General features: G+C 71.4%; 24 protein-coding genes and 1 tRNA gene. 14 read left to right on the top strand and 11 right to left on the bottom strand.

Annotation, left to right across the window (positions count from 1 at the left end; genetic code table 11):
* Positions 1-81: 81 nt before the first annotated feature.
* Positions 82-444 carry a YdeI/OmpD-associated family protein gene (locus tag SHK19_RS01325; RefSeq protein WP_322937633.1) on the top strand — a complete coding sequence of 121 codons (363 nt, stop codon included), beginning with the start codon at positions 82-84 and terminating at the stop codon, positions 442-444.
* Positions 445-460: 16 nt separating this feature from the next.
* Here the strand turns inward: SHK19_RS01325 and SHK19_RS01320 are convergent, their stop codons facing one another.
* A complete protein-coding gene (locus SHK19_RS01320; RefSeq protein WP_322457481.1) occupies positions 461-1,231 on the bottom strand; it encodes a helix-turn-helix domain-containing protein in 771 nt (256 codons plus the stop codon).
* 113 nt (positions 1,232-1,344) lie between these two features.
* Between SHK19_RS01320 and SHK19_RS01315 the strand changes: the two genes are divergently transcribed.
* Entirely contained in the window at positions 1,345-1,707 is a 363-nt protein-coding gene (locus SHK19_RS01315) for a DUF1330 domain-containing protein (RefSeq protein ID WP_322457480.1), read from the top strand.
* Position 1,708: 1 nt separating this feature from the next.
* Here SHK19_RS01315 and SHK19_RS01310 read toward each other — a convergent pair whose 3' ends face one another.
* From SHK19_RS01310 to SHK19_RS01295, 4 genes are read right to left on the bottom strand one after another with little or no spacing between them, the layout of a single operon-like run.
* A complete protein-coding gene (locus tag SHK19_RS01310; RefSeq protein ID WP_322457479.1) occupies positions 1,709-2,530 on the bottom strand; it encodes an MBL fold metallo-hydrolase in 822 nt (273 codons plus the stop codon).
* Positions 2,527-3,408, bottom strand: a complete 882-nt coding sequence (locus tag SHK19_RS01305) for an NUDIX hydrolase (protein WP_322937632.1) — start codon at positions 3,406-3,408, stop codon at positions 2,527-2,529. The genes SHK19_RS01310 and SHK19_RS01305 overlap by 4 nt, the downstream gene beginning before the upstream one ends.
* Positions 3,405-3,875 carry a RidA family protein gene (locus SHK19_RS01300; RefSeq protein ID WP_322457477.1) on the bottom strand — a complete coding sequence of 157 codons (471 nt, stop codon included), beginning with the start codon at positions 3,873-3,875 and terminating at the stop codon, positions 3,405-3,407. Before SHK19_RS01300 ends, SHK19_RS01305 begins: the two co-directional genes overlap by 4 nt.
* A gap of 3 nt (positions 3,876-3,878) precedes the next feature.
* Complete coding sequence (locus SHK19_RS01295; protein WP_162851546.1) at positions 3,879-4,034, bottom strand: hypothetical protein; 156 nt, start codon at positions 4,032-4,034, stop codon at positions 3,879-3,881.
* 63 nt (positions 4,035-4,097) lie between these two features.
* Here SHK19_RS01295 and SHK19_RS01290 point away from each other — a divergent pair, with 63 nt between their 5' ends.
* The 8 genes from SHK19_RS01290 (at position 4,098) to SHK19_RS01255 (ending at position 11,998) form a co-directional block, all read left to right on the top strand.
* Positions 4,098-4,511, top strand: coding sequence for a hypothetical protein (locus SHK19_RS01290; protein WP_322457476.1), 414 nt, complete (start codon positions 4,098-4,100; stop codon positions 4,509-4,511).
* Between the two features lie 92 nt (positions 4,512-4,603).
* Entirely contained in the window at positions 4,604-5,755 is a 1,152-nt protein-coding gene (locus tag SHK19_RS01285) for a sensor histidine kinase (protein WP_322937631.1), read from the top strand.
* A 68-nt stretch (positions 5,756-5,823) separates the two neighbouring features.
* On the top strand, positions 5,824-6,423 hold the full coding sequence (locus SHK19_RS01280; protein WP_405030476.1) for a response regulator: 600 nt from the start codon (positions 5,824-5,826) through the stop codon (positions 6,421-6,423).
* Positions 6,424-6,522: 99 nt separating this feature from the next.
* Positions 6,523-7,293: an ABC transporter ATP-binding protein gene (locus SHK19_RS01275; protein WP_322937629.1), complete on the top strand. Its 771-nt coding sequence runs from the start codon at positions 6,523-6,525 to the stop codon at positions 7,291-7,293.
* Positions 7,293-9,461, top strand: coding sequence for an ABC transporter permease (locus SHK19_RS01270; RefSeq protein WP_322937628.1), 2,169 nt, complete (start codon positions 7,293-7,295; stop codon positions 9,459-9,461). Before SHK19_RS01275 ends, SHK19_RS01270 begins: the two co-directional genes overlap by 1 nt.
* A complete protein-coding gene (locus SHK19_RS01265) occupies positions 9,361-9,762 on the top strand; it encodes an FtsX-like permease family protein (RefSeq protein WP_322937627.1) in 402 nt (133 codons plus the stop codon). Before SHK19_RS01270 ends, SHK19_RS01265 begins: the two co-directional genes overlap by 101 nt.
* A gap of 24 nt (positions 9,763-9,786) precedes the next feature.
* Complete coding sequence (locus tag SHK19_RS01260; RefSeq protein ID WP_322457471.1) at positions 9,787-10,785, top strand: ArsA-related P-loop ATPase; 999 nt, start codon at positions 9,787-9,789, stop codon at positions 10,783-10,785.
* A gap of 22 nt (positions 10,786-10,807) precedes the next feature.
* The gene (locus tag SHK19_RS01255; RefSeq protein WP_405030449.1) at positions 10,808-11,998 is read left to right on the top strand and encodes an ArsA family ATPase; all 1,191 of its coding nucleotides are present in this window, start codon (positions 10,808-10,810) and stop codon (positions 11,996-11,998) included.
* Positions 11,999-12,011: 13 nt separating this feature from the next.
* Here the strand turns inward: SHK19_RS01255 and SHK19_RS01250 are convergent, their stop codons facing one another.
* The gene (locus tag SHK19_RS01250) at positions 12,012-12,302 is read right to left on the bottom strand and encodes a WhiB family transcriptional regulator (RefSeq protein ID WP_322457469.1); all 291 of its coding nucleotides are present in this window, start codon (positions 12,300-12,302) and stop codon (positions 12,012-12,014) included.
* 260 nt (positions 12,303-12,562) lie between these two features.
* Between SHK19_RS01250 and SHK19_RS01245 the strand changes: the two genes are divergently transcribed.
* A complete protein-coding gene (locus SHK19_RS01245; protein WP_322457468.1) occupies positions 12,563-14,932 on the top strand; it encodes a penicillin-binding protein in 2,370 nt (789 codons plus the stop codon).
* Positions 14,933-14,956: 24 nt separating this feature from the next.
* Here the strand turns inward: SHK19_RS01245 and SHK19_RS01240 are convergent, their stop codons facing one another.
* Positions 14,957-15,415, bottom strand: a complete 459-nt coding sequence (locus SHK19_RS01240) for a GatB/YqeY domain-containing protein (RefSeq protein ID WP_322457467.1) — start codon at positions 15,413-15,415, stop codon at positions 14,957-14,959.
* Between the two features lie 98 nt (positions 15,416-15,513).
* On the opposite strand from SHK19_RS01240, the gene SHK19_RS01235 reads away from it, so the two are divergent.
* From SHK19_RS01235 to SHK19_RS01225, 3 genes are all read left to right on the top strand, one after another.
* Entirely contained in the window at positions 15,514-16,455 is a 942-nt protein-coding gene (locus tag SHK19_RS01235; protein ID WP_322457466.1) for a metallophosphoesterase, read from the top strand.
* A gap of 131 nt (positions 16,456-16,586) precedes the next feature.
* Positions 16,587-16,660 (top strand) — tRNA-Pro (locus SHK19_RS01230).
* A 128-nt stretch (positions 16,661-16,788) separates the two neighbouring features.
* Positions 16,789-17,748 (top strand): hypothetical protein, encoded by a 960-nt coding sequence (locus tag SHK19_RS01225; RefSeq protein ID WP_322937626.1) that lies wholly within the window; start codon positions 16,789-16,791, stop codon positions 17,746-17,748.
* A gap of 34 nt (positions 17,749-17,782) precedes the next feature.
* Here SHK19_RS01225 and SHK19_RS01220 read toward each other — a convergent pair whose 3' ends face one another.
* From SHK19_RS01220 to recR, 4 genes are read right to left on the bottom strand one after another with little or no spacing between them, the layout of a single operon-like run.
* Positions 17,783-18,814 (bottom strand): aspartate-semialdehyde dehydrogenase, encoded by a 1,032-nt coding sequence (locus SHK19_RS01220; protein WP_322937625.1) that lies wholly within the window; start codon positions 18,812-18,814, stop codon positions 17,783-17,785.
* Positions 18,815-18,856: 42 nt separating this feature from the next.
* The gene (locus tag SHK19_RS01215) at positions 18,857-20,149 is read right to left on the bottom strand and encodes an aspartate kinase (RefSeq protein ID WP_322937624.1); all 1,293 of its coding nucleotides are present in this window, start codon (positions 20,147-20,149) and stop codon (positions 18,857-18,859) included.
* A 59-nt stretch (positions 20,150-20,208) separates the two neighbouring features.
* Complete coding sequence (locus tag SHK19_RS01210) at positions 20,209-20,826, bottom strand: DUF5063 domain-containing protein (RefSeq protein WP_322937623.1); 618 nt, start codon at positions 20,824-20,826, stop codon at positions 20,209-20,211.
* A complete protein-coding gene (recR, locus tag SHK19_RS01205; RefSeq protein WP_322457461.1) occupies positions 20,823-21,419 on the bottom strand; it encodes a recombination mediator RecR in 597 nt (198 codons plus the stop codon). Before recR ends, SHK19_RS01210 begins: the two co-directional genes overlap by 4 nt.
* Positions 21,420-21,422 lie beyond the last annotated feature (3 nt).

Here is a 21,422-nt window from a genome sequence, read left to right as displayed (position 1 = left end):
AGGATTCCTTGTCGATTCGACGGACCATCCTCGTCGATTCGACGGACCATCCTCGTCGATTCGACGTGGGAGGGTAGGCGGATGGTGCTGAGTGGCGAGGAGATCCTGGTGGCGGACCGGGCGGGGTGGCGGTCCTGGCTGGCCGAGAACCACGCGACGCAGACCGCCGCCTGGGTGGTGCTCACCAAGAAGGGCGGCACGGTGACCGCGTTGACCTACGAGGATGCCGTGCTCGAGGCGGTCTGCTTCGGGTGGATCGACGGTCAGGCGCGCAGCCGGGACGCGGAGTCGACGTTCATCCGGTTCACGCCGCGGGGGCCGAAGAGCACGTGGTCCGCGTCCAACGTCACCCGGGTCGATCTGCTCGAGCGAGAAGGCCTGATGACCGACGCGGGACGCGCAGCGGTCGACGCCGCGAAGGCCGACGGGCGCTGGCCGGAGTAGTCGACCCCGAAACGCATCAGACGCCGTTGAGGATCTTCCGCGTGGCCTCGTCGGCGGGATAGAAGGCCTCGATCGCGAGCTCGGACAGCGTGACCTCACGGGGCGTGCCGAAGACCGTCGTGGTGGAGATGAACGAGAGGACGGTGTCACTGCCCGCGCGGAGCTGGAGCGGTACGACGAGCGCGGCCGCGCCGGGCGCGGTCTCGACCCCGTCGGCCACCACCTCGTCGAGGAGCTCGCCGAGCGCCGGGTCCGCGGAGGCGTCGTACTCACGTCGCAACCGGACGGCCAACGCAGCCCGCCACTCGTCGAGGTTGACGATCCGGGGCGCGAGTCCCCTCGCGTGCAGCGACACCCGGATCACGTTGATGGGCGGCTCGAGCAGCGCGGGGTCGACACCGTCGAGCAGGTCGAACGCGGCGTCGTTGGCCGAGATCAGCTCCCAGTGCCGGTCGACCACGAGCGCCGGGTAGGGCAGGTGCGCCTGCAGGATCGCCTCGAGCGCGGTGTTGGCCTCGGCCATCGGCGGGTCCGCCAGCCGGTGCTCGGGGTGCGCCGGTGCGAAGCCGCCGGCCAGCAGCACCCGGTTCTGCTCGCGCAGCGGGACGTCGAGGTGGTCGCACAGGCGCAGGATCATCCCGCTCGTGGGCTGGGACCGGCCGGTCTCGACGTAGCTGAGGTGCCGGGTCGAGACGCCCGCCCGGCTCGCGAGGTCGAGCTGCGACAGGTTGCGGCGCTGCCGCCAGTGACGCAGCAGCTCGCCGACCGGCCCGGGCGCATCCGACATGCCGCCGACGGTAGCCGCCACCAGGTGCGCGCGGACATGACCTCCGACGTCATCGCCGCCGCGCAGCACCTGGAGGTGTGATCGACCAACACCAACCCGAGAAGGAGAACGCCATGACCACGACATCGACCAGGGCCTACGCCATCGCCTACCTGCGGGAGGTCGACTTCGGCCCCGAGATCGCCGAGTACCTCGAGCGCATCGACGAGACCCTCGCGCCGTACGGCGGCCGGTTCATCGTCCACGGCGGCGAGCTGACCCCCGCCGAGGGCGAGTGGGACGGCGCGATCGTGATCATCGAGTTCCCGTCGCCGGACGCGGCGCGGGAGTGGTACGAATCGCCGTCCTACCAGGCGATCCTGCCGTTGCGGACCGAGCACTCCCAGTCGATCGCTGCGATGGTGGTCGGGGTGCCGGACGGCTACCGCGCGATCGAGAAGGTCCCCGAGGTCCTCGCGGCCGCGAACGCGAGGTGAGTCAGCGGTCGCGCAGGTACGCCAGCTGGGCGCGGACCGACCACTCGGCCGCCCCCCAGAGCGACTCGTCGACGTCGGAATAGACGACCTCCACCACCTGGCGGGGCAGGGTGGGGTGCTCGGCGACGTCGGGCGGCAGGTCGTCGGCCGACAGCCCGAGCCGCTTGAGCGCGGACTCGACCTGGGCCAGCCGCTCGCGTCGGTGGACGACGTAGTGGTCGAGCACCCCGGCCGCGTCGGGCAGCACCGGCCCGTGCGCCGGCCAGAGCTCGGCGACCCGGCCGTCGGTCACGAGCGCCCGCATCTTCGCGATCGAGTCGAAGTAACCGCCGAGGTCGCCGTCGGGGTGGACGATGACCGTCGTGCCGCGGCCGAGCACCATGTCGCCCGTCAGCAGGGCACGGTCCTCGGCGACCAGCAGCGAGATCGAGTCGGCCGTGTGACCTGGGGTCGTCAGCACCTCGAGCCGGAGCCCCGCGGCGTCGATCACCTCACCATCGGTGAGGGGATCCGCCCGCCAGCACTGGTCGGGATCGAGCCCCCGCACGCCGCAGCCCATCCGCTCCGCGAAGCTGCGCGCCGCCTCGGTGTGGTCGATGTGGTGGTGGGTCACCAGGACCTGCTCCACCTCACCCGCGGCGGCGACGACGGCGTCGAGGTGGGTGTCGTCGAGCGGACCCGGGTCGATGACCACGGACCGGTCGGCACCGGGCTCGCGGAGCACCCACGTGTTGGTGCCGTCGAGGGTCATGATGCCCGGGTTGGGTGCGAGCACGCAGCGACCGCGGTCGCCGTACTCCCCTCCGACCCAGGGCTCGCTCACCCGAACCGCTCCTGCAACAGCGGGTCGAGGTGGGCCGGGCGGGAGAGCACGAACTCGTCCCCGTCGGGGACGACCTCCGGGGTGAACATCGACACGTCACGGTCGGCCGCCGCCTCGAGCACGGCGCCGGGGCTGCGGTGCTGGAGGACCTCCAGGCAGGTGAGGTAGGTCGGCGGCAGCATCATCAGCTCGCCCGACTCCGCCCGGCTCAGCGCCTCGGCCGCCGACAACCACAGCACCTCGGTCGACTCCGTCGACACGTCGCGGGTGACCTGGCCCTCCGGCAGCACCGCGACGAAGAACCAGGTGCGGTAGCGACGCGGCTCGAACGTCGGGGTCAGCCAGCCCGACCACGCGCCCAGCAGATCGGTGCGGAGCACCAGCCCGCGCCGGGTCAGGAAGTCGGTCATCGACAGCTCGCGCGACTCCAGCGCCACCCGGTCTGCCTCCCAGTCGACGCCGGTGGTGTCGGCGACGACCGTGTCGGCGGACTCTCCGGCGAGCAGGACGCTCGACTCCTCGAACGTCTCCCGTACGGCGGCGCACACGATCGCGCGCGCCAGGTCCTCCTCCACGCCCAGTCGTGCTGCCCAGTCGGCCGGCGTCGGCCCCGCCCACGCCACCGAGCTGTCGAAGTCGCGCGGGTCGACCCCACCACCGGGGAAGACCGCCATCCCGCCCGCGAACGCCATCACCCGCTGGCGACGGAGCAGGTAGACCTCCGGTCCCGCGCTGCCCTCCCGCATCAGCACCACGGTGGCGGCGTTGCGGGGCTCCGCCGGCTCTGTCGTCCCGTCGCGGTGGGCCTGGGCCTGGTCGACCAGGCTCTGCGGCAGCGGGATCCGGGCGAAGCCCTTGGCCGGCGGCGTACCGGTCACCCCACGATCTCCGCGGTGACCTCGACCTCGACCGGGGCGTCGAGCGGCAGCACCGGCACCCCGACCGCCGAGCGGGCGTGCACGCCGGCGTCGCCGAAGACCGACCCGAAGAGCTCCGAGGCGCCGTTCGCCACGCCGGGCTGGCCGGTGAAGTCCGGCGTCGACGCCACGAACGCCACCACCTTGACGATCCGCACGTGGGTGAGGTCGCCGGCGACCGAGCGGATCGCCGCGATCGCGTTGAGCGCGCACTGCTGCGCGCAGGCGGTCGCCTGCTCGGCGGTGACCTCTCCACCGACCTTGCCGGTCGCCATCAGCGCGCCGTCGAGCATCGGCAGCTGGCCGGCGGTGTAGACGAGAGAGCCAACCCGCACCGCGGGCACGTAGACCGCCACCGGCGGCACGACCTCCGGGACACCCAGGCCGAGCTCGGCCAACCGCTCTTCGGGGCTCTTGCCATCAGCCACGACTCAGCCCTCCGCGGGGCGCTTGAAGTAAGCGATGTCGTTGCCGCCCTGGCCGGGGACGAGCGTCACCAGCTCCCAGCCGTCCTGCCCGAAGTTGTTGAGGATCTGCGCCGCGACGTGGTTGAGGACGGGCGCCACCTGGTACTCCCACTTGGTCATGGGGGAACCCTAGTCGCAGCGAGACGCTGTGGCCCGGGTCACAACCTGTGCCACGATGCGGCCGTGACTCTCGACAACGCGGTCTGGCTGCTGACCGGTCTAGCGGCCGTGGTGGTGCTGCTGACCCGGATGCGGTTGTCCAACGAGGCACAGCAGTCGGGCCACGCGCTGGTGCCGAGGGCTGTCGTCAACGCACACACCCTGGTCGGCGTCGTCGCCCTCGGCGTCTGGGTGTACTACCTGACCTCGCCCGACGACGTCGTCGGCATCGTGACGCTCGCCGTCTGGTGGATCGAGGTCCTGATCGGGCTCCTCATCCTCGGCCGGTGGATGTCGCGTCCCAGCAAGCACGCTGCCGACGCCACGGGAGACACGTGGGCCCAGGGGCCGGCCCTCTCGATCCTCGGGCACGTCGGGATGCTGCTCGGCATCTCGTTCTTCACCTGGATCGTGCTGGCCGACAAGATCTCGGCGTGATCCGGGCGTGACGACCACGGTCGGACGGCCGACACCCGAGGATCCACCCACGGTCTGACGTGACGCCGCCGCCTGCCGTCTACCGTGACCGGGTGGCACGACAGGTCCGGCACCCGTTCCGGCTCGGACCGCGCGGCGAGCGGTGGTTCGACGTCGCCCTGGTGGGCTTCCTGCTCCTGCCCGTGCCGGTCTTCCTCATCTGGGGCAGCCGCGTCGAGGCGCTGCTGATGCTCGTCCAGATCGCGCCGCTCGTCTTCCGCCGCCGGCACCCGACAGCGGTGTTCGCGGTGGTCGCGGCGGCGTGCGGCGTCCAAGCGCTCCTCGTCGACGAGCCGTTGTGGGGACAGGTCGCGGTCCCGGTCGCGGTCTACTCCGTGGCCCGGTACGGCTCCACCGCGGCGTCGCTCGCCGCGGCCGCAGTCGGACTGGTCGGCGCGGGCATCGCGTCGTACGACTGGTTGCGTCCCTACCCCGACTCCTCCGAGACCGCCTACGTCGCGTACGCGCTGTCCATCGGCGCGATCGTCGTCACGGCGTCGGCGGTCGGCGCGCTCCGGCGCACCCGGCAGGCGTATGTCGACGCACTGGTCGAGCGCGGTGAGCGCCTCGAACGGGAGGCGACCCAGCAGGCGGCGCTGGCGGCGATCGAGGAGCGGCACCGGATCGCCAGGGAGATGCACGACGTGGTCGCGCACGGCCTGACGACCATCGTGGTCCAGGCGGACGGCGCCCGGGCCGCCGCCGCCCAGGACCCAGGAGTGGCAGCGCCGGCGCTCGCCACCATCGCAGAAGCCGGTCGGGAGGCGATCGCCGAGATGCGGAGGATGCTCGGCCTGCTGCGGTCCGGGGTCGGCGAGACCGAGCCGCAGCCACGGCTCACCGACCTCCCGGCGCTGATCGAGGAGGCCCGACGGGCCGGTACGACGGTCGCCTCCGAGCTCCCCGACCCGCTCCCTCCCGTCTCCGACGGGGTCGCCCTGACCGCGTACCGAGTCGTCCAGGAGGCGCTCACCAACGTCCGCAAGCACGCCGGCCCCGGCGCGACGGCGACGGTGCGGCTGCGGGTGGACGGCGGGCTCGTGGTCGACGTGTCCGACGACGGCAGGGGGGCCGCGGCGCCGTACGACGGGCGCGGGCTGGGGCTCACCGGCATGCGCGAGCGGGTGACCACCCACGGCGGTCACCTGGAGGCGGGCCCCCGGCCGGGCGGCGGGTTCGCCGTGCACGCAAGGATCTCCCTGTGAGGCCTGAGGACGCGCAGATCCGGGTGTTCCTCGTCGACGACCAGGAGCTGGTGCGCGCCGGCTTCCGGATGCTCATCGACAGCCAGCCGGACCTGACCGTCGTCGGCGAGGCGGGCGACGGTGGCGAGGCCCTCGAACGGCTGGCCGTCACCTCGTGCGACGTGGTGCTGATGGACGTGCGGATGCCGCGGATGGACGGCATCGAGGCGACCAGGCAGCTGCTCGCCCGGGAAGAAGCGCCGCAGGTGGTCGTGCTCACGACGTTCGACCTCGACGAGCACGCGTTCGCCGCGATCAAGGCCGGGGCCGCCGCGTTCCTCCTCAAGGACGCGACCCCGGACACGCTGCTCGGCGCGATCCGGACCGTCCACGAGGGCGACTCGGTCGTCGCCCCGACGACCACCCGGCGGCTGCTCGCGCACTTCGCGGAGGCGCTGCCCGACCCCACGACGCCCGCGCCGGACCGGCGGTTGGACGGTCTCACCGAACGCGAGCGGGAGGTGCTCGTGCTGGTCGGTCGCGGTCTGTCCAACACCGAGATCGCCAGGGAGTTCACGGTCTCCGAGGCGACGGTGAAGACCCACATCGGCCGGCTGCTGGCCAAGACCGCGTCGCGGGACCGGGTGCACCTGGTGGTGCTCGCGTACGAGACCGGTCTGGTGCCCTAGGAGCCCGCACTCCTAGCCGCCGCGTCCACCCGACGTCGTACGACCGGATCCACCCGCGGCCCGACGATCGGAGGGCCGAGGACGGCGACGCTCGTCGGCATGACGACCACTTCGCTCACCACCACGACACCCACGAGCACCGCGGCCACCGCCCGCGGTCTGACCAAGACCTTCGAGAGCACCGGCCGGGGCGTCGAGGTGCCCGCGCTGCGCGGCATCGACCTCGACATCCCCGCCGGGCGGTTCACGGCGATCATGGGACCTTCGGGCTCCGGCAAGTCCACGCTGATGCACTGCCTCGCCGGGCTCGACCAGCCCACCGCGGGCGCGGTGACCGTTGCAGGGCAGCGGCTCGACGGACTCGCCGACGACGACCTCACCCGGTTCCGGCGCGACCACGTCGGCTTCGTCTTCCAGTCGTTCAACCTGCTGCCGATGCTGACGGCCGAGCAGAACATCTGGCTGCCGACCGAGCTGGCCGGCGCCCGCCGACCCGACCTCGGTGACCGCTTCGACCAGGTGGTCGACACGCTCGGTCTCCGCGACCGGCTCACCCACCGGCCCGCAGAGCTCTCCGGCGGGCAGCAACAGCGCGTCGCCGTCGCCCGCGCCCTCGTGAGCCGGCCGGCGATCGTCTTCGCCGACGAGCCGACCGGCAACCTCGACAGCGCGGCGTCCGCCGAGGTGCTCGCGTTCCTGCGCCGCTCGGTGCGGGAGCTGGGCCAGACCGTCGTGATGGTCACCCACGAGCTGGAGGCGGCGGCGTACGCCGACGACGTCGTCATCCTCACCGACGGCCGGATCACCGCGCGCCTCACCGAACCGAGCCCGGACGCGCTGGTCGCGGCCCTGAAGGCGCGGGCCGCCTGATGCGCACGGTCCTCCTCGCCTCGCTGCGCGGGCACACGAGGCGGTACGTCGCCGCGCTCCTCGCCGTCGTGATCGGTGTCGCGTTCATCATCGTGACCGCCGCCCTCTCGTCCGCCGTCCGCAACGGGCTGCTCACCGACCTCCAGGTCCCCTACGAGGGCGCCGACGTCGTCGTGGACAAGCCGGACGCGGACGACGCAGCCGCGCTGCTGGCAGCCGCTTCCGAGCACGACGCCGACGCCTGGCTCGTGGCGTGGACGCTGCAGCCGGTCCTGCACGACGGCGCCGTCGTCGACGACAGCGCGGACATCGGCCAGGTGCCGGGGCCGGTCGACCGTCGCTGGCAGGAGCTCGAGGCGGGACGGTTCCCCGACGCGTCCGGGGAGGCGCTGGCCGACCCCGATGCCGCCCGCGGCGCCGGGATCGAGCTCGGTGATCGGGTGCGGATCGGCTCCGGACCGGACGCGGTCGACGTCGAGGTGGTCGGCATGGCCGACTCGCCGTCGCCGTTCTCGTCCGCGGCTCTCTACCTGCTGTGGGAGGACCTGGAGCGGTGGCAGGAGTCGCTCCACGTCAGCAGTCTGGCCTGGGCCGGACCGGGAGACGAGGACGCCGAGGCCGAGGTGGTCGCGGACCTGGTCCCGGGCACAGACCCGCTCGGCGTCGACGCCTTCGTGCAGCGGGTCCAGAAGGAGGTCAACAACGAGGTCGACCTGGTGGCGATCATCGTCCTGCTGTTCGCGTCGATCGCCCTGCTGGTGTCCGTGCTCGTCATCAACAACACGTTCGCGATCCTCTTCGCGCAACGACTGCGGGAGTTCGCGCTCCTGCGGTGCGTCGGCGCCACGCAGCGCCAGCTGCTCCGCTCGGTGCGGCTCGAGTCGCTCGTCCTCGGGTGCGTAGCCGCCGTCGTCGGCGTGCTCGCGGGAGTGCCCGCCGGGCACGGCCTGGTCGCGCTGGTGCGGTCCCAGTGGCCGGACGCACTCCTGGGCGAGGCCGAGATCGGCGCGGGCTGGCTGGTGGTCGCGTGCGCCGTCGGCATCGGGGTGACCCTGCTGGCGGCGTGGTTGCCCACCCGTCGCGTGGTCCGCGTCAGTCCGCTCGCGGCGCTGCGGCCCGACGACACCACCAGCGTCCGCACCGCGACCGGGCGGCTGCGGGTCGCGCTGGGCGTCCTCGCGGTGGCCGCGGGCGTCGCGCTCCTCGGGCTGGCCGTGGTCACGCAGGTGCTGCCCGTGCTGCTGGCCGGGGGCTGCCTCACCTTCACCGGCGTCCTCGTCCTGGGACCGGTGATCGTGCCGGCGCTGATCCGCGCTCTCGGCGGGGTCGCGGGCGGGGTGCTCGGCCCTGCTGGTCGGCTCGCTGCCGGGAACGCGGCGCGCAACCCGCGGCGCGCGGCAGCCACCGCCGCGTCGCTGCTCATCGGCGTCACCCTGACCACGGCGGTGCTCACCGGCATGGCCAGCTCGCGGTCGGCGCTGGAGGCGGAGATGGACGAGCAGCACCCGATCGACATGACGCTGACGGGCACGGCCGGGTCGCTGCCCAGCGATCTTCTCGACCGGGTCGCTGCCCAGCGATCTTCTCGACCGGGTCGCCGCCGTCGACGGCGTCGCCGAGGCGGCCGCTGTCCTCGGCACCACCGCGCAGATCGGGGCTCTGGGCGAGTACCCGGTGCTGGCCGCGCCGGCGAGGGGTACGCCGGCCGCGGACCTGTTCCGGGGCGGACGGGTGCCGACGCCGGGAGAGAACACGATCGTGGTGCCGTGGGACCACCTCGGCGACGAGGTCGAGGCCGGGCAGCGGGTCAGCGTGGGGGTCGGCGACAGCCGCGTCCGGCTCCGGGTCGTGGGCGGAGCCGACTGGGGTGCGGCCGCGCTGGTCGCGCCGGCCGTGCTCGAGCGGATAGCTCCGAGCGCGGCGGTCCAAGCCGTGTGGGTCCGCGCCGCGGACGGCGTCGACCCCGACGAGCTCGAGGGATCGCTGGAGGCACTCGCCCGGCCGGCAGGCGCCGAGCTCGGCAACGGCCTCGCCCGTCGCGACCATGTGTTCTTCCAGCTCGACGTGATGACCGGGGGCGTCGTCGGACTGCTCGCGATCGCCGTCGTGATCGCGCTCGTCGGCATCGCCAACACGCTCGGTCTCTCGGTCCTCGAGCGCGGCCGTGAGCACGCGCTGCTCCGGGCGCTCGGGCTGACCCGGCGCCAGCTGCGCACCATGCTCGGCGCGGAGGCGGTGCTGTTGTCGGCGGTGGCGACGCTGCTCGGCACCGGGCTCGGCGTGGTGTTCGCGTGGGCCGGTGTCCGGGCGCTGGTGGAGCCGGCGATCGAGGGCGCGGGCGTCGTGCTCCCGTGGGAGCAGCTCGCGGTCGTGCTCCTGGTCTCCGGGATCGCCGCGCTGCTGGCAGCGGTGCTTCCAGCACGACGGGCGGCCCGAGTGGCACCGGCGGCAGGGTTGGCGCTCGAGTGAGCCGCCCTCGCTACGCTGACCCGCGTGAGCGACTGGTCCAGGGTGCGGTTGCACGTCGTCACCGGCAAAGGTGGCACGGGCAAGTCGACCGTCGCCTCGGCCTTGGCGCTGGCCCTCGCCCACAAGGGCAAGAACGTGCTCCTGTGCGAGGTCGAGGGCCGACAGGGCATCGCCCGGATGTTCGACGTCGACCCGCTTCCCTACCAGGAGCGGCGGCTCACGACGGGTCTCCCCGACGGCACCGGCGGGCGCGGGGTCGTCCACGCGCTGCACATCGACGCGGAGGCCGCCCTGTTGGAGTACCTGTCGATGTACTACCGCCTCGGCCGCGCCGGCAAGGCGCTCGACCGGTTCGGCGTCATCGAGTTCGCCACCACGATCGCGCCCGGCGTCCGCGACGTGCTGCTGAGCGGCAAGGTCTACGAGGCGGTGGAGCGCAACAGCCGCAACAAGGGCGCCATCGAGTACGACGCCGTGGTGCTCGACGCTCCGCCGACCGGCCGGATCACCAACTTCCTCAACGTCGGCGGTGAGGTCGGTGGGTTGGCCAAGGTGGGGCCGATCAAGACCCAGTCGGACACGATGATGAAGCTCTTCCAGTCGCCCCGCACCGCCGTGCACCTGGTGACCCTGCTCGAGGAGATGCCGGTCCAGGAGACGATCGACGGCATCGCCGAGCTGAAGCGGGCGAAGCTGCCGGTCGGCGGCGTGGTGGTCAACATGGTCCGCCCCCGCGACCTGTCCGACGAGGACCTCGCCGCTGCCCGGGCCGGCACCCTCGACCGCGCGCGGATCGAGTCCGAGGTGAAGGCGGCCGGCATCGAGGTGACGCCGGCCCTGATCGACGGGCTGCTCCACGAGGCGGCCGAGCACGCCGAACGGCGGGCACTGGAGGACGCCCAGCGCGAGGTCGTCCTCGGGCTCGGAGTGCCGACCTACGAGCTGCCCCGGATGGCCGGCGGCGTCGACCTGGGAGCGCTCTACGAGTTCGCGGGACTGCTCCGCGAGCAGGGAATGGCATGACACCTCACCGAGGACTGACCTGATGGCCAGACGGACGACGCAGCACCAGACCCGGGTGGGTCCGACCTCGCCGAGCGGCCGGCGTGCGGGACCGCTCGACGTCGACGCGCTGCTCGCCGACCGCAGGACCGGGATCATCGTCTGCTGCGGATCGGGCGGCGTGGGCAAGACGACGACCTCGGCGGCACTCGCGCTGCGGGCCGCGGAGCAGGGCCGGAAGGTGGTCGTGCTCACCATCGATCCTGCGCGCCGGCTCGCCCAGTCGATGGGCATCGAGGCGCTCGACAACACACCGCGCCCGGTGCAGGACGTGGCAGGCGACGGCCGGCTCGACGCGATGATGCTCGACATGAAGCGCACCTTCGACGAGGTGGTGGAGTCGCAGGCCAGCCCCGAGAAGGCCCAGCAGATCCTGGCCAACCCGTTCTACGTCGCGCTGTCGAGCTCGTTCGCGGGCACGCAGGAGTACATGGCGATGGAGAAGCTCGGTCAGATCCACCGGGATTCGAAAACGTCAGAAAGCTATGACCTGATCGTCGTCGACACCCCGCCGTCCCGGTCGGCGCTGGACTTCCTCGACGCACCCGAGCGGCTGTCGAGCTTCCTCGACGGCAGGTTCGTGCGACTGCTGATGGCGCCTGCCCGCGGGCCGGCGAAGCTGATGACGGCCGGCTTCAGCCTGATCACCAACGCCCTGACCAAGGTCCTCGGCGCCCAGTTCCTCAAGGACCTGCAGACGTTCGTGTCCGCGCTGGACACGGTGTTCGGCGGCTTCCGGCAGCGGGCGCAGCAGACCTACTCGCTGCTGCAGGCCGACGGGACCGCGTTCCTCGTGGTCGCCGCCCCCGAGCCGGACGCGCTGCGGGAGGCGGCGTACTTCGTCGAGCGGCTCAGCGAGGACGGGATGCCGCTCGCGGGGCTGATCGTCAACCGGGCCAGCCCCGCGGCGGAGAGCACCCTCCCCGCGGAGGAGGCGCTGTCCGGCGTCGGCCGGTTGCGGCGTGACGGTGGCGGGTCGGTCGCGGCCGGGCTGTTGCGGCTACACGCCGACCAGGTGCAGCTGGTCGAGCGGGAGCGGAAGCTGCGCGACCGGTTCGCGGCCGCGCACCCGCAGGTGCCGACGGCCGTCGTACCAGCGCTCGCCGGCGACGTCCATGACCTGGACGGATTGCGCCGGATCGGCGACCTGCTGGCCGCCGCAGGTAGAACCTGAAGCTGGACGCCGGTCAGGCGTCGGCGGTGACCTGGGCGATCTCGCGGTCCCGAGCGGACTCGAGGACCTTGCGCCACGAGGCGGTCGGTCGGCGCCGGATCAATGCACGCCGCTCACGCTCCGTCATGCCGCCCCAGACGCCCCACTCGATCTGGTTGTCGAGCGCCTCGGCGAGGCACTCGGTGCGTACCGGGCAACCGGCACAGACCTGCTTGGCCTTGTTCTGCTCGGCTCCCCGGACGAACAGCTGGTCCGGCTGCTCGGTCCTGCAAGCCGCGCGGAGGGCCCAATCGTCTACCCACATGATGTTGTCCCCATCAATTGAAGGAGGGCGACACCCCCACAGCGCCGCGAAGTCCTCCTCGTCTGTGTAAAGGTAAAGTACTGGTCTGGTCCGGCACATCACTCGTTGTGTTCAACCTGTCTAGTCACATTTCACTAGAAACCACTGGGTCATGAGTCCCGCTCGTTGAAACGCGAGGATCCGCCACCGGCGCCGGGGCCGGCGTTCCGAGGCAGTCGCCGACTCGGGGAGACGACCTGAGGTCACGTACCCTGGGCGCCATGTCCAGCTCCAGGACCGATGGTCTGTCCGCGGCGAAGGTGGTGTCCCACCTCGGCGTGATGCTGCTCGTCTCCGCGGTGCTCGGCGTCGTCGTTTCCGGGCTGGCCATTCCCTTCGCGGGCGTCTTGGGCTTCGCCGCCCGCAACATGTCGGAGTCGATCGACGAGCTGCCCCAGGAGCTGGAGACCGAGCTGCTCCCGCAGCGCACCGAGATCCTGGACCGCACCGGCGACCCGATCGCCACCATCTATGACGAGAACCGCGTCATCGTCCCGCTCCGCCAGGTCTCGCGGATCATGGTCAAGGCGATGGTGTCCATCGAGGACTACCGCTTCTACCAGCACGGTGCGCTCGACGTGAAGGGCACGATCCGTGCCCTCTTCACCAACCAGGCGGCCGACGGCGTCGTCCAGGGCGGCTCGTCGATCACCCAGCAGCTGGTCAAGCTGACCCTGCTCAACCAGGCGAACACCAAGGCCGAGCGCGAGGCCGCGACCGACGACACCTACGCGCGCAAGCTGCGCGAGCTCCGGTACGCGATCGCGCTGGAGAAGAAGTACTCCAAGGACTGGATCCTCGAGCGCTACCTCAACACCGCCTACTTCGGCGACGGCGCCCACGGGATCCAGGCCGCCGCCCAGCACTACTTCAACGTCAACGCCAAGGAGCTGAACCTCCGACAGTCGGCGATGCTCGCCGGCATCGTGCAGAGCCCGGGTGCGTTCGACCCGACCAACAACCCGGACCGGTCCCGCGAGCGGCGCAACGTCGTTCTCGACCGGATGGCCGAGCTCAGCGTCATCACCGACCGCCAGGCCGAGAAGGCCAAGGAGCGGCCGCTCGGGCTCGACGTCCAGAAGAAGGAACACGGCTGCATCAACTCCACCGCCCAGTTCTTCTGTGAGTACGTCATCGCCTGGCTCAAGCAGGACCCGGCTCTCGGCGACAATCCTCGGGAACGCTGGCGGCTGATCGAGAACGGCGGCCTGACCATCACCACCTCGATCGACATGCGGATGCAGACGGCGGCGGAGGACGCGGTGACCAGCCGGGTGTTCCCCCACGAGGACGTGATCGGCGCGCTCGCGCTGGTCGAGCCCGGCACCGGGGCGGTCAAGGCGCTCGCCCAGTCCCGAGAGCTGGGGAAGGGTCCCGGCCAGACCTTCCTCAACTACACGGTGCCCAAGGAGTACGGCAAGGCCAACGGGTTCCAGCCGGGCTCGACGTTCAAGACGTTCGTGCTCGCGACCGCGATCAACCAGGGCATCCCGCTGACCACGACGATCACCGCCCCCGCCGTGCGCAACTTCGACCTGGGCGACTTCCCGGTCTGCGACGGGTACTACGCGAGCTCCGAGATCGAGGACTTCAAGAACTACGACGACACGTCACACACGGCGAACCTCTACACCGGGACCCAGCTGTCCATCAACACGTTCTTCATCGAGCTGGTGAAGCGCACCGGCCTGTGCGAGCCGTACAAGCTGGCCGAGCGGCTCGGCGTCCGGATCGGTGCCCCGGAGGACTTCATGGTGCCGTCGTTCCCCCTGGGCGTCGCCGACGCCAGCCCGCTCGAGATGGCGGAGGCCTACGCGACGTTCGCTGCTCGGGGCAAGCACTGCGACTCGATCCCGGTGACGAAGATCGAGGACAACCAGGGCAACCTGCTCAAGAAGTACGAGCCGCGCTGCACGCAGGAGCTGCCGAGCCCGGTGGCCGACGCGGTCAACGACGTGCTCGAGGGCGTGGTGAGCGGCACCGGCTTCGCCGCGGAGCAGTACCCCGGACAGCAGGCCGCGGGCAAGACCGGCACGACGAGCGACAACCAGGCGGTGTGGTTCTCCGGCTACACACCGAACCTGGCGGGCGCGGCCACCGTCGCGGGCATCACGCCGGCCGGCGAGCCCTCTACCCTCGACGGCAAGCTGATCGGCGGCTACTACCAGGACACGTCCGGCTCCGGCACCGCTGCGCCCATCTGGGGCGACGCGTTCAAGGCGATCGCGCCGTTCCTCGAGGACGAGACGTTCGTCGAGCCTTCCGGCGAAGACGTCGCCGGCGTGCTCGTGCCGGTGCCCGACGTCGCCGGCCAGTCCGAGGACTCGGCGACAGCGGAGCTCGAGGCGGCCGGCTTCTCCGTCGCCAACGGCGGCTTCGTCGACTCCGGCTACGCCCAGGGAACGGTTGCCTACACGAGCCCCGCCGCCTACTCCGAGTTCGGCTCCGGCGACACGGTCACGATCTACATCTCCGACGGCACCCCACCGCCCCCGCCGAGACCACCCAGGAACAACAACGGGGACGGCGGCAACGGGAACGGCGGCAACGGGAACGGCAACGGGAACGGGAACGGGAACGGCAACCGCTGACGCGAGTGGTTTCGCGCCTTCGGGCTAGCCCAGCTGGCGGCGTACCTCTGCGGCGACGGCGGCGCCGTCGGCCCGGCCCTTGACCTGCGGCTGGACCTTGCCCATCACCTTGCCCATAGCCTTCGGTCCGGCGCCTGCGGCACCGATCTCCTCGACGGCGGCGGTGACGATGGCGGCGATCTCCTCCGGGCTGAGCTGCGCCGGGAGGTAGTCGGCGATCACGGCGGCCTCCGCCCGCTCCTTCGCGGCCATCTCCGGCCGCTTGCCCTCCTCGAAGGCCACCGCTGCCTCACGGCGCTTCTTGGCCTCGGTCGCGAGCACGCTCAGCATCTCGTCGTCGGACAGCTCCTTGGCGACGCTGCCCGCGACCTCGGCGTTGGTGACCGCCGTGAGGATCATCCGGATCGTGGAGGAACGCACCTCGTCGCGAGCCTTGATGGCCGAGGTGAGGTCAGTGCGCAGACGGTCCTTCAGCGAGTTCATGTTGCCGATTGTGGCAGCGCAGTGTCCCGGCAGCCCGTTCCGCACCAGATTCGGGGCCGAGCTTTGTGCATGGCGCGGGCAGCCGGGACACTACCCCCGTGCCCCCCTCACGCGTTCTCGGTCTTCTCGGCACCGGCGTCGCTGCGGGCGCGGCCGCGACGGCGTACGCAGCGTGGGAGGCGCGGCAGTACACACTGCGGAGGGTGGACGTGCCGCTGCTCCCGTCCGGCATGCGCCCGCTGCGGGTGCTGCACATCAGCGACATCCACATGACACCGGGCCAGATCCGCAAGCAGGAGTGGCTGCGGGGCCTGGCTGCGCTCGAGCCGGACCTGGTGATCGACACCGGTGACAACCTCGCGCACCGGGACTCGGTGCCGGTGGTGCTCGACAGCCTCGGGGGCCTGCTCGATCGGCCCGGCGTGTTCGTGCACGGGTCCAACGACTACTTCGAGCCCGGCTTCCGCAACCCGCTCGGTTACCTGCTCCCCGACAACGGCAAGCGGCACGTCAACGTCCCGGCGCTCCCGTGGGGCGATCTGTCGGCGGGCCTCGCCGGGTCCGGATGGCTCGACCTGACCAACCGGCGGGCCGCGCTGACCGTCGGCGAGACCCGGTTCGCGTTCGCGGGCGTCGACGACCCGCACCTCGGCTACGACGACCTCACGGCCGTCGCCGGTCGGTCCGACGGGGCGGCCGACGTACGCCTCGGCGTGGCGCACGCGCCGTACCTCCGGGTGCTGGACCAGTTCGCCACCGACGGGTACGACGCCATCGTCGCCGGTCACACGCACGGCGGGCAGGTCTGCCTGCCGCGGCTGTCGAACCTGAGCCGGGCCGGCCGGGCGCTGACGACGAACTGCGACCTCGAGCCGGCCCGCGCCCGCGGGCTGCACCGGCACCCGGCCGACTCCCGGCCCGGCGACCCGGGATCGGCCTGGATGCACGTCTCCGCGGGGCTCGGGACCAGCCCCTACGCGCGGATCCGGGTCGCCTGCCGGCCCGAGGCGACGCTGCTGACGCTGCTCCCCCAGGACTGAGCTGCCCGCACCTGGTCTGCGGTGGTCCGATTGGGTCGGCAGGGAAGCGACCCGGTATGCTCCCGGTCTTGTGAGCGGGCCCGTCCCGGCCGTCCGATTCGTCGGATCCCGGGGCACGGCGACGAGCACGGCGGGCTGTGGCGCAGCTTGGTAGCGCGCCTCGTTCGGGACGAGGAGGCCGCAGGTTCAAATCCTGTCAGCCCGACCGATCGGCAGGCGGATCCGGAACGGATCCGCCTGTCGTCGTTTTCGCCGGTGAGCCCTGGCAGCGGGTCCGACCGGCCGCGTGAACTCTCGTGTCGTTAGGTTCACCTTCGTGACACACTGCACTCCATGTCTGACGAGCAGGACAAGCTGAAGCTCAGCTTGGAGCCGCCCAAGCTGTTCGGGCGGAAGAAGAAGTCGGACGCCATGGGGACCAGCAAGAGCACCTCTCCGGCGCCCGCCACCGGGCAACCCCCGGCCTCCGACGAGTCTGAGCCCCCCGACGAGGAGGCGACCGCGGAGGTCGTCGAGGAGACGCAGGCGGAGGAGCTCGAATCAGCCCCGTCGGAGCCGGCCCCCGCCGGGCCCGCCGAGCCGGTCGCCGAAGACGACGAAGAGTCGGAGCCCGTGGACGACGTGGTGACCCCCGAGCCCGAGCCCGAGCCGGCACCCGTCCCGGAGCCGGAGCCCGGTCCCGCGCCGCAGAAGGCGGCGAAACCCGCCCTAGCCGCGAAGGCCACCCCCGCGGCGAAGACCGCGCCGGTCCAACCGGCGGCGAAGAAGCCCGCGGCCACCAGCGGCGCCGTGGCCCGGACCCCTGTCCGGCCTCGCGCCAAGCTCGCTCCCGACATCGAGCCGGAGCCGCTGACCCGCATCGACGAGGAGGACGCCGAGATCGCGGCGCATGCAGACGAGCCGCCGCTGCTGCCCCTCTACCCCGCCGCGGCGGTGACCGGAGCCGTGGTCGGCGCCGGCATGGTCCTGCTGATCTGGCTGTCCCTGCGCGGCTGCGAAGCCGTGAGGGACACCTCCTCGTGCACCGGCGGGCCGGGCTTCCTGCTGCTGGTGGCGACGTTCGTGGTGTGCGTGCTGCTCGGCAGCGCGCTGCTCAAGGTCTTCTCGATCCCCGACCCGGGCAGCAGCAGCTTCCTGGCGGTGGGTCTGGTCGCCGTGGTGGCACTGCTGTTCCTCATCGACGTGCTCGACCACTGGTCGATGCTCATCGTGATCCCCGTCGTCGGCGTCGGCGGGTTCCTGGCGTCGGTCTGGATCACCAAGACCTTCGTCGACGACACCGACACGGGCTAGCCCTCCGCCAGCACCGGGGCCGCGCTCGGCCAGTTCAGCGCAACGCCAGCTCGGCGATCTGGACGGTGTTGAGAGCCGCGCCCTTGCGCAGGTTGTCGTTGGACACGAAGAGCGCGAGGCCGCGGTCGCCGTCGACGCCGGGATCCTGGCGGAGGCGTCCGACGTACGACGGGTCCTTGCCCGCTGCCTGCAGCGGGTTCGGGATCTCGGCGAGCTCGACGCCCGGCGCGGTGGCCAGCAGCTCCCGGGCGCGGTCGACCGGCAGCGGGCGCTCGAACTCGGCGTTGATGGCCAGGGAGTGGCCCGTGAAGACCGGCACCCGCACGCAGATCCCGGAGACCCGCAGGTCGGGGATGCCGAGGATCTTGCGCGACTCGTTGCGGAGCTTCTGCTCCTCGTCGGTCTCGTTCAGCCCGTCGTCGACGAGGTTGCCGGCGAACGGCAGCACGTTGTAGGCGATCGTCCGCTGGTAGACACCGGGGTCGGGGAAGGCGACCGCCTCGCCGTCGTAGGCGAGCTCGCGGGCCTTGTCGCCGGCGGCGGCGATGCCGGTCGCGAGCTCCTCGACACCCGCGACGCCCGAGCCGGAGACGGCCTGGTAGGTCGAGGCGATCAGCCGCACCAGTCCCGCCTCGTCGTGCAGCGGCTTGAGCACCGGCATCGCGGCCATGGTCGTGCAGTTCGGGTTGGCGATGATGCCGCGGCCGGCAGCGATCACCGGCTGTGCGGCGTCAGGGTTGACCTCGGAGACGACGAGCGGGATCGCCGGGTCCTTGCGGAACGCCGAGGAGTTGTCGACCACGATCACGCCGGCGTCGACGTACGTCGGCGCCAGGGCGCGCGAGGTGGTCGCGCCGGCCGAGAAGAGCGCGATGTCGAGCCCGGCCGGGTCCGCGGTGGCGGCGTCCTCGACGACGACCTCTCGGTCGCCGAACGGGAGGACGGTGCCTGCGGAGCGGGCCGATGCGAAGAACCGCACCTCGTCGGCGGGGAACGCACGCTCGAGGAGGATCTGGCGCATGGCGACGCCGACCTGGCCGGTGGCGCCGATGATTCCGATCTTCATGAAGTAGATCCTTCCGGGCGCTTCGCGGCGCCGCGACTGGGTTTAGCGGCCGGTGCCGCCGTAGACGACGGCCTCGACCTCGTCGGCGTCGAGGTCGAAGGCGGTGTGTGCTCCCTGCACCGCCCGGTCTACGTCGTCCTGGTCGACGATCACCGAGATCCGGATCTCCGAGGTGGAGATCATGCCGATGTTGACCCCTGCTTCGGCGAGCGCCGTGAAGAACTTCGCCGAGATGCCCGGGTGGGAGCGCATGCCGGCGCCGATGAGCGAGACCTTGCCGATCTTGTCGTCGTAGAGGAGGTTCTCGAAGCCGATCTGGTCCCTGAGGCCGGCGAGGGTGGTCATCGCCGTCTGGCCGTCGGTGTGGGGCAGGGTGAACGAGATGTCGGTGAGGTTGGTGGCAGCCGCCGACACGTTCTGGACGATCATGTCGAGGTTGATCTGCGCGTCGGCGAGCGCGTTGAAGATCGCTGCCGCCTCGCCGACCTTGTCGGGGACGCCGACGACCGTGATCTTGGCCTCGCTGCGGTCGTGGGCGACGCCGGCGATGATCGGTGCTTCCATGCTGCCCTCCGGGCCCTCGTCGAACTCTGGGTCGTTGATGCTGCCGGTGACGGTCGTGCCCTCGAGAGTGCTGAACGACGACCGGACGTGGATCGGGATGTTGTGGCGCCGCGCGTACTCGACCGAGCGCAGGTGGAGCACCTTGGCGCCCGAGGCGGCGAGCTCGAGCATCTCCTCGTAGGTCACCCTGTCGAGCTTGCGCGCGGTCGGGACGATCCGCGGGTCGGCGGTGAAGACGCCGTCGACGTCGGTGTAGATCTCGCAGACGTCGGCCTCGAGCGCGGCCGCCAGCGCGACCGCCGTCGTGTCCGTGCCACCACGACCGAGGGTGGTGATCTCCTTGGTCTGTTGGCTCACCCCTTGGAAACCGGCCACGATCACGATGTGGCCCTCCTCGATCGCGCTGCGGATCCGGCCGGGAGTGACGTCGAGGATCTTCGCCTTGCCGTGGACGTCGTCGGTGATCACGCCGGCCTGCGAGCCCGTGAAGGACCGCGCGGTGAAGCCGAGGTCGGAGATCGCCATCGCGACCAGCGCCATGGAGATCCGCTCGCCGGCCGTCAGCAGCATGTCGAGCTCCCGTGCCGGCGGCAGCGGGCTCACCTGGGCGGCGAGGTCCAACAGCTCGTCGGTGCTGTCACCCATGGCGGAGACGGCGACGACGACGTCGTTGCCCGCCTTCTTGGCGTCGGTGATGCGACGGGCCACCCTCTTGATGGCGTCGGCGTCGGACAGCGACGAGCCGCCGTACTTCTGCACGACAATGCCCACTGGGATGCGCTCCTGGGTCGACGGGGGAAGATGCCCGCCGATTCTACCGACCAGCCGTTCTATACCCCGCCGGCGTCCAGGGCGGCCTCGGCGGCCTCGATGACGTCGAGCTCGGACTCGTTGTCGACGTCGAGCCGGTCGTGGGCGACGACCGACAGCAGAGCCTTCATCGCGGCGCCGGCGAGCGCACCCCACGACGACACGTAGGAGAACTGCCACCACCAGAGCGCTTCCTCGACGTCGCCCGCGCGGTGGTGGCGCAGGCCGAGCTCGAGGTCGCTGGCGATGCTGGCGAGGTCGTCGGACAGCTGGCTCTCGACCACCTCTGGCTGGTAGGGGTCGAAGACGTAGCTCATCGTGTCGACGTTGCCGAGCAGCTCGGCGAGCCGCATCCGGAGGTCGTCGAGGTCGGCGTCCGGGCCGACGTCGGGCTGGTACTCGTCACGGGGCGCGAAGTCGCGCTGCACCCCGAGCCGGGCGCCGGTCAGCGCGATCTCGCTGATCTGGAGCAGCAGCAGCGACACCGCCTGGCCCGGTGTCGCCTGGGCCGCGATCACGCGGACGGAGTCGAGGAAGGCGCGCACCGAAGCGGCGATCTCGTCGGCGAACCGAACGGTCTCGCTCTCGACCGCGAGCAGGGCCGCGAGGGCCGCCTGGCCTGGGAGCTGATCGGTCACGTGGCCGCCTGCCTTCCTGCAAATGCTCGTCCGAGGGTGACTTCGTCGGCGTACTCGAGGTCGCCGCCTACAGGGAGTCCACTCGCCAACCGCGTCACGCGCAACCCCAACGGGCTCAGCATCCGGGTGAGGTACGTCGCGGTGGCCTCCCCCTCGAGGTTCGGATCGGTCGCCAGGATCACCTCGGTGACCGCCCCGTCGCCGAGCCGGGTGAGCAGCTCCTTGATGTGCAGCTGCTCCGGGCCGATGCCGTCGATCGGCGAGATCGCGCCGCCGAGCACGTGATAGCGGCCGCGGAACTCCCGGGTGCGCTCGATCGCGACGACGTCCTTGTACTCCTCGACGACACAGATGACGCTGACGTCGCGTCGGGGATCACGGCAGATCCGGCACAGGTCGTCCTCGGACACGTTGAAGCAGGTGGCGCAGAACTTGACCTTCGCCTTGACCTCGACCAGGACGTCGGCGAGCCGCTTGACGTCGACCGGGTCGGCCTGGAGCAGGTGGAACGCGATCCGCTGGGCGCCCTTCGGCCCGACCCCCGGCAGCCTGCCGAGCTCGTCGATGAGGTCCTGGACCACGCCTTCGTACATGGC

Source organism: Nocardioides bizhenqiangii (assembly GCF_034661235.1).
Lineage (GTDB): Bacteria > Actinomycetota > Actinomycetes > Propionibacteriales > Nocardioidaceae > Nocardioides > Nocardioides bizhenqiangii.
Note: the sequence above shows the minus strand (reverse complement) of the source record. Positions and strands in the feature narration are given on the sequence as shown.

Excerpts from the sequence above, each read along its gene's own strand:
- SHK19_RS01325 (WP_322937633.1), top strand. The coding sequence starts at position 82 with ATGGTGCTGAGTGGCGAGGAGATCCTGGTGGCGGACCGGGCGGGGTGG.
- SHK19_RS01320 (WP_322457481.1), bottom strand. The coding sequence starts at position 1,231 with ATGTCGGATGCGCCCGGGCCGGTCGGCGAGCTGCTGCGTCACTGGCGG.
- SHK19_RS01315 (WP_322457480.1), top strand. The coding sequence starts at position 1,345 with ATGACCACGACATCGACCAGGGCCTACGCCATCGCCTACCTGCGGGAG.
- SHK19_RS01295 (WP_162851546.1), bottom strand. The coding sequence starts at position 4,034 with ATGACCAAGTGGGAGTACCAGGTGGCGCCCGTCCTCAACCACGTCGCG.
- SHK19_RS01280 (WP_405030476.1), top strand. The coding sequence starts at position 5,824 with ATGCTCATCGACAGCCAGCCGGACCTGACCGTCGTCGGCGAGGCGGGC.
- SHK19_RS01275 (WP_322937629.1), top strand. The coding sequence starts at position 6,523 with ATGACGACCACTTCGCTCACCACCACGACACCCACGAGCACCGCGGCC.
- SHK19_RS01270 (WP_322937628.1), top strand. The coding sequence starts at position 7,293 with ATGCGCACGGTCCTCCTCGCCTCGCTGCGCGGGCACACGAGGCGGTAC.
- SHK19_RS01265 (WP_322937627.1), top strand. The coding sequence starts at position 9,361 with ATGACCGGGGGCGTCGTCGGACTGCTCGCGATCGCCGTCGTGATCGCG.
- SHK19_RS01255 (WP_405030449.1), top strand. The coding sequence starts at position 10,808 with ATGGCCAGACGGACGACGCAGCACCAGACCCGGGTGGGTCCGACCTCG.
- SHK19_RS01250 (WP_322457469.1), bottom strand. The coding sequence starts at position 12,302 with ATGTGGGTAGACGATTGGGCCCTCCGCGCGGCTTGCAGGACCGAGCAG.
- SHK19_RS01245 (WP_322457468.1), top strand. The coding sequence starts at position 12,563 with ATGTCCAGCTCCAGGACCGATGGTCTGTCCGCGGCGAAGGTGGTGTCC.
- SHK19_RS01240 (WP_322457467.1), bottom strand. The coding sequence starts at position 15,415 with ATGAACTCGCTGAAGGACCGTCTGCGCACTGACCTCACCTCGGCCATC.
- SHK19_RS01225 (WP_322937626.1), top strand. The coding sequence starts at position 16,789 with ATGTCTGACGAGCAGGACAAGCTGAAGCTCAGCTTGGAGCCGCCCAAG.
- SHK19_RS01220 (WP_322937625.1), bottom strand. The coding sequence starts at position 18,814 with ATGAAGATCGGAATCATCGGCGCCACCGGCCAGGTCGGCGTCGCCATG.
- recR (WP_322457461.1), bottom strand. The coding sequence starts at position 21,419 with ATGTACGAAGGCGTGGTCCAGGACCTCATCGACGAGCTCGGCAGGCTG.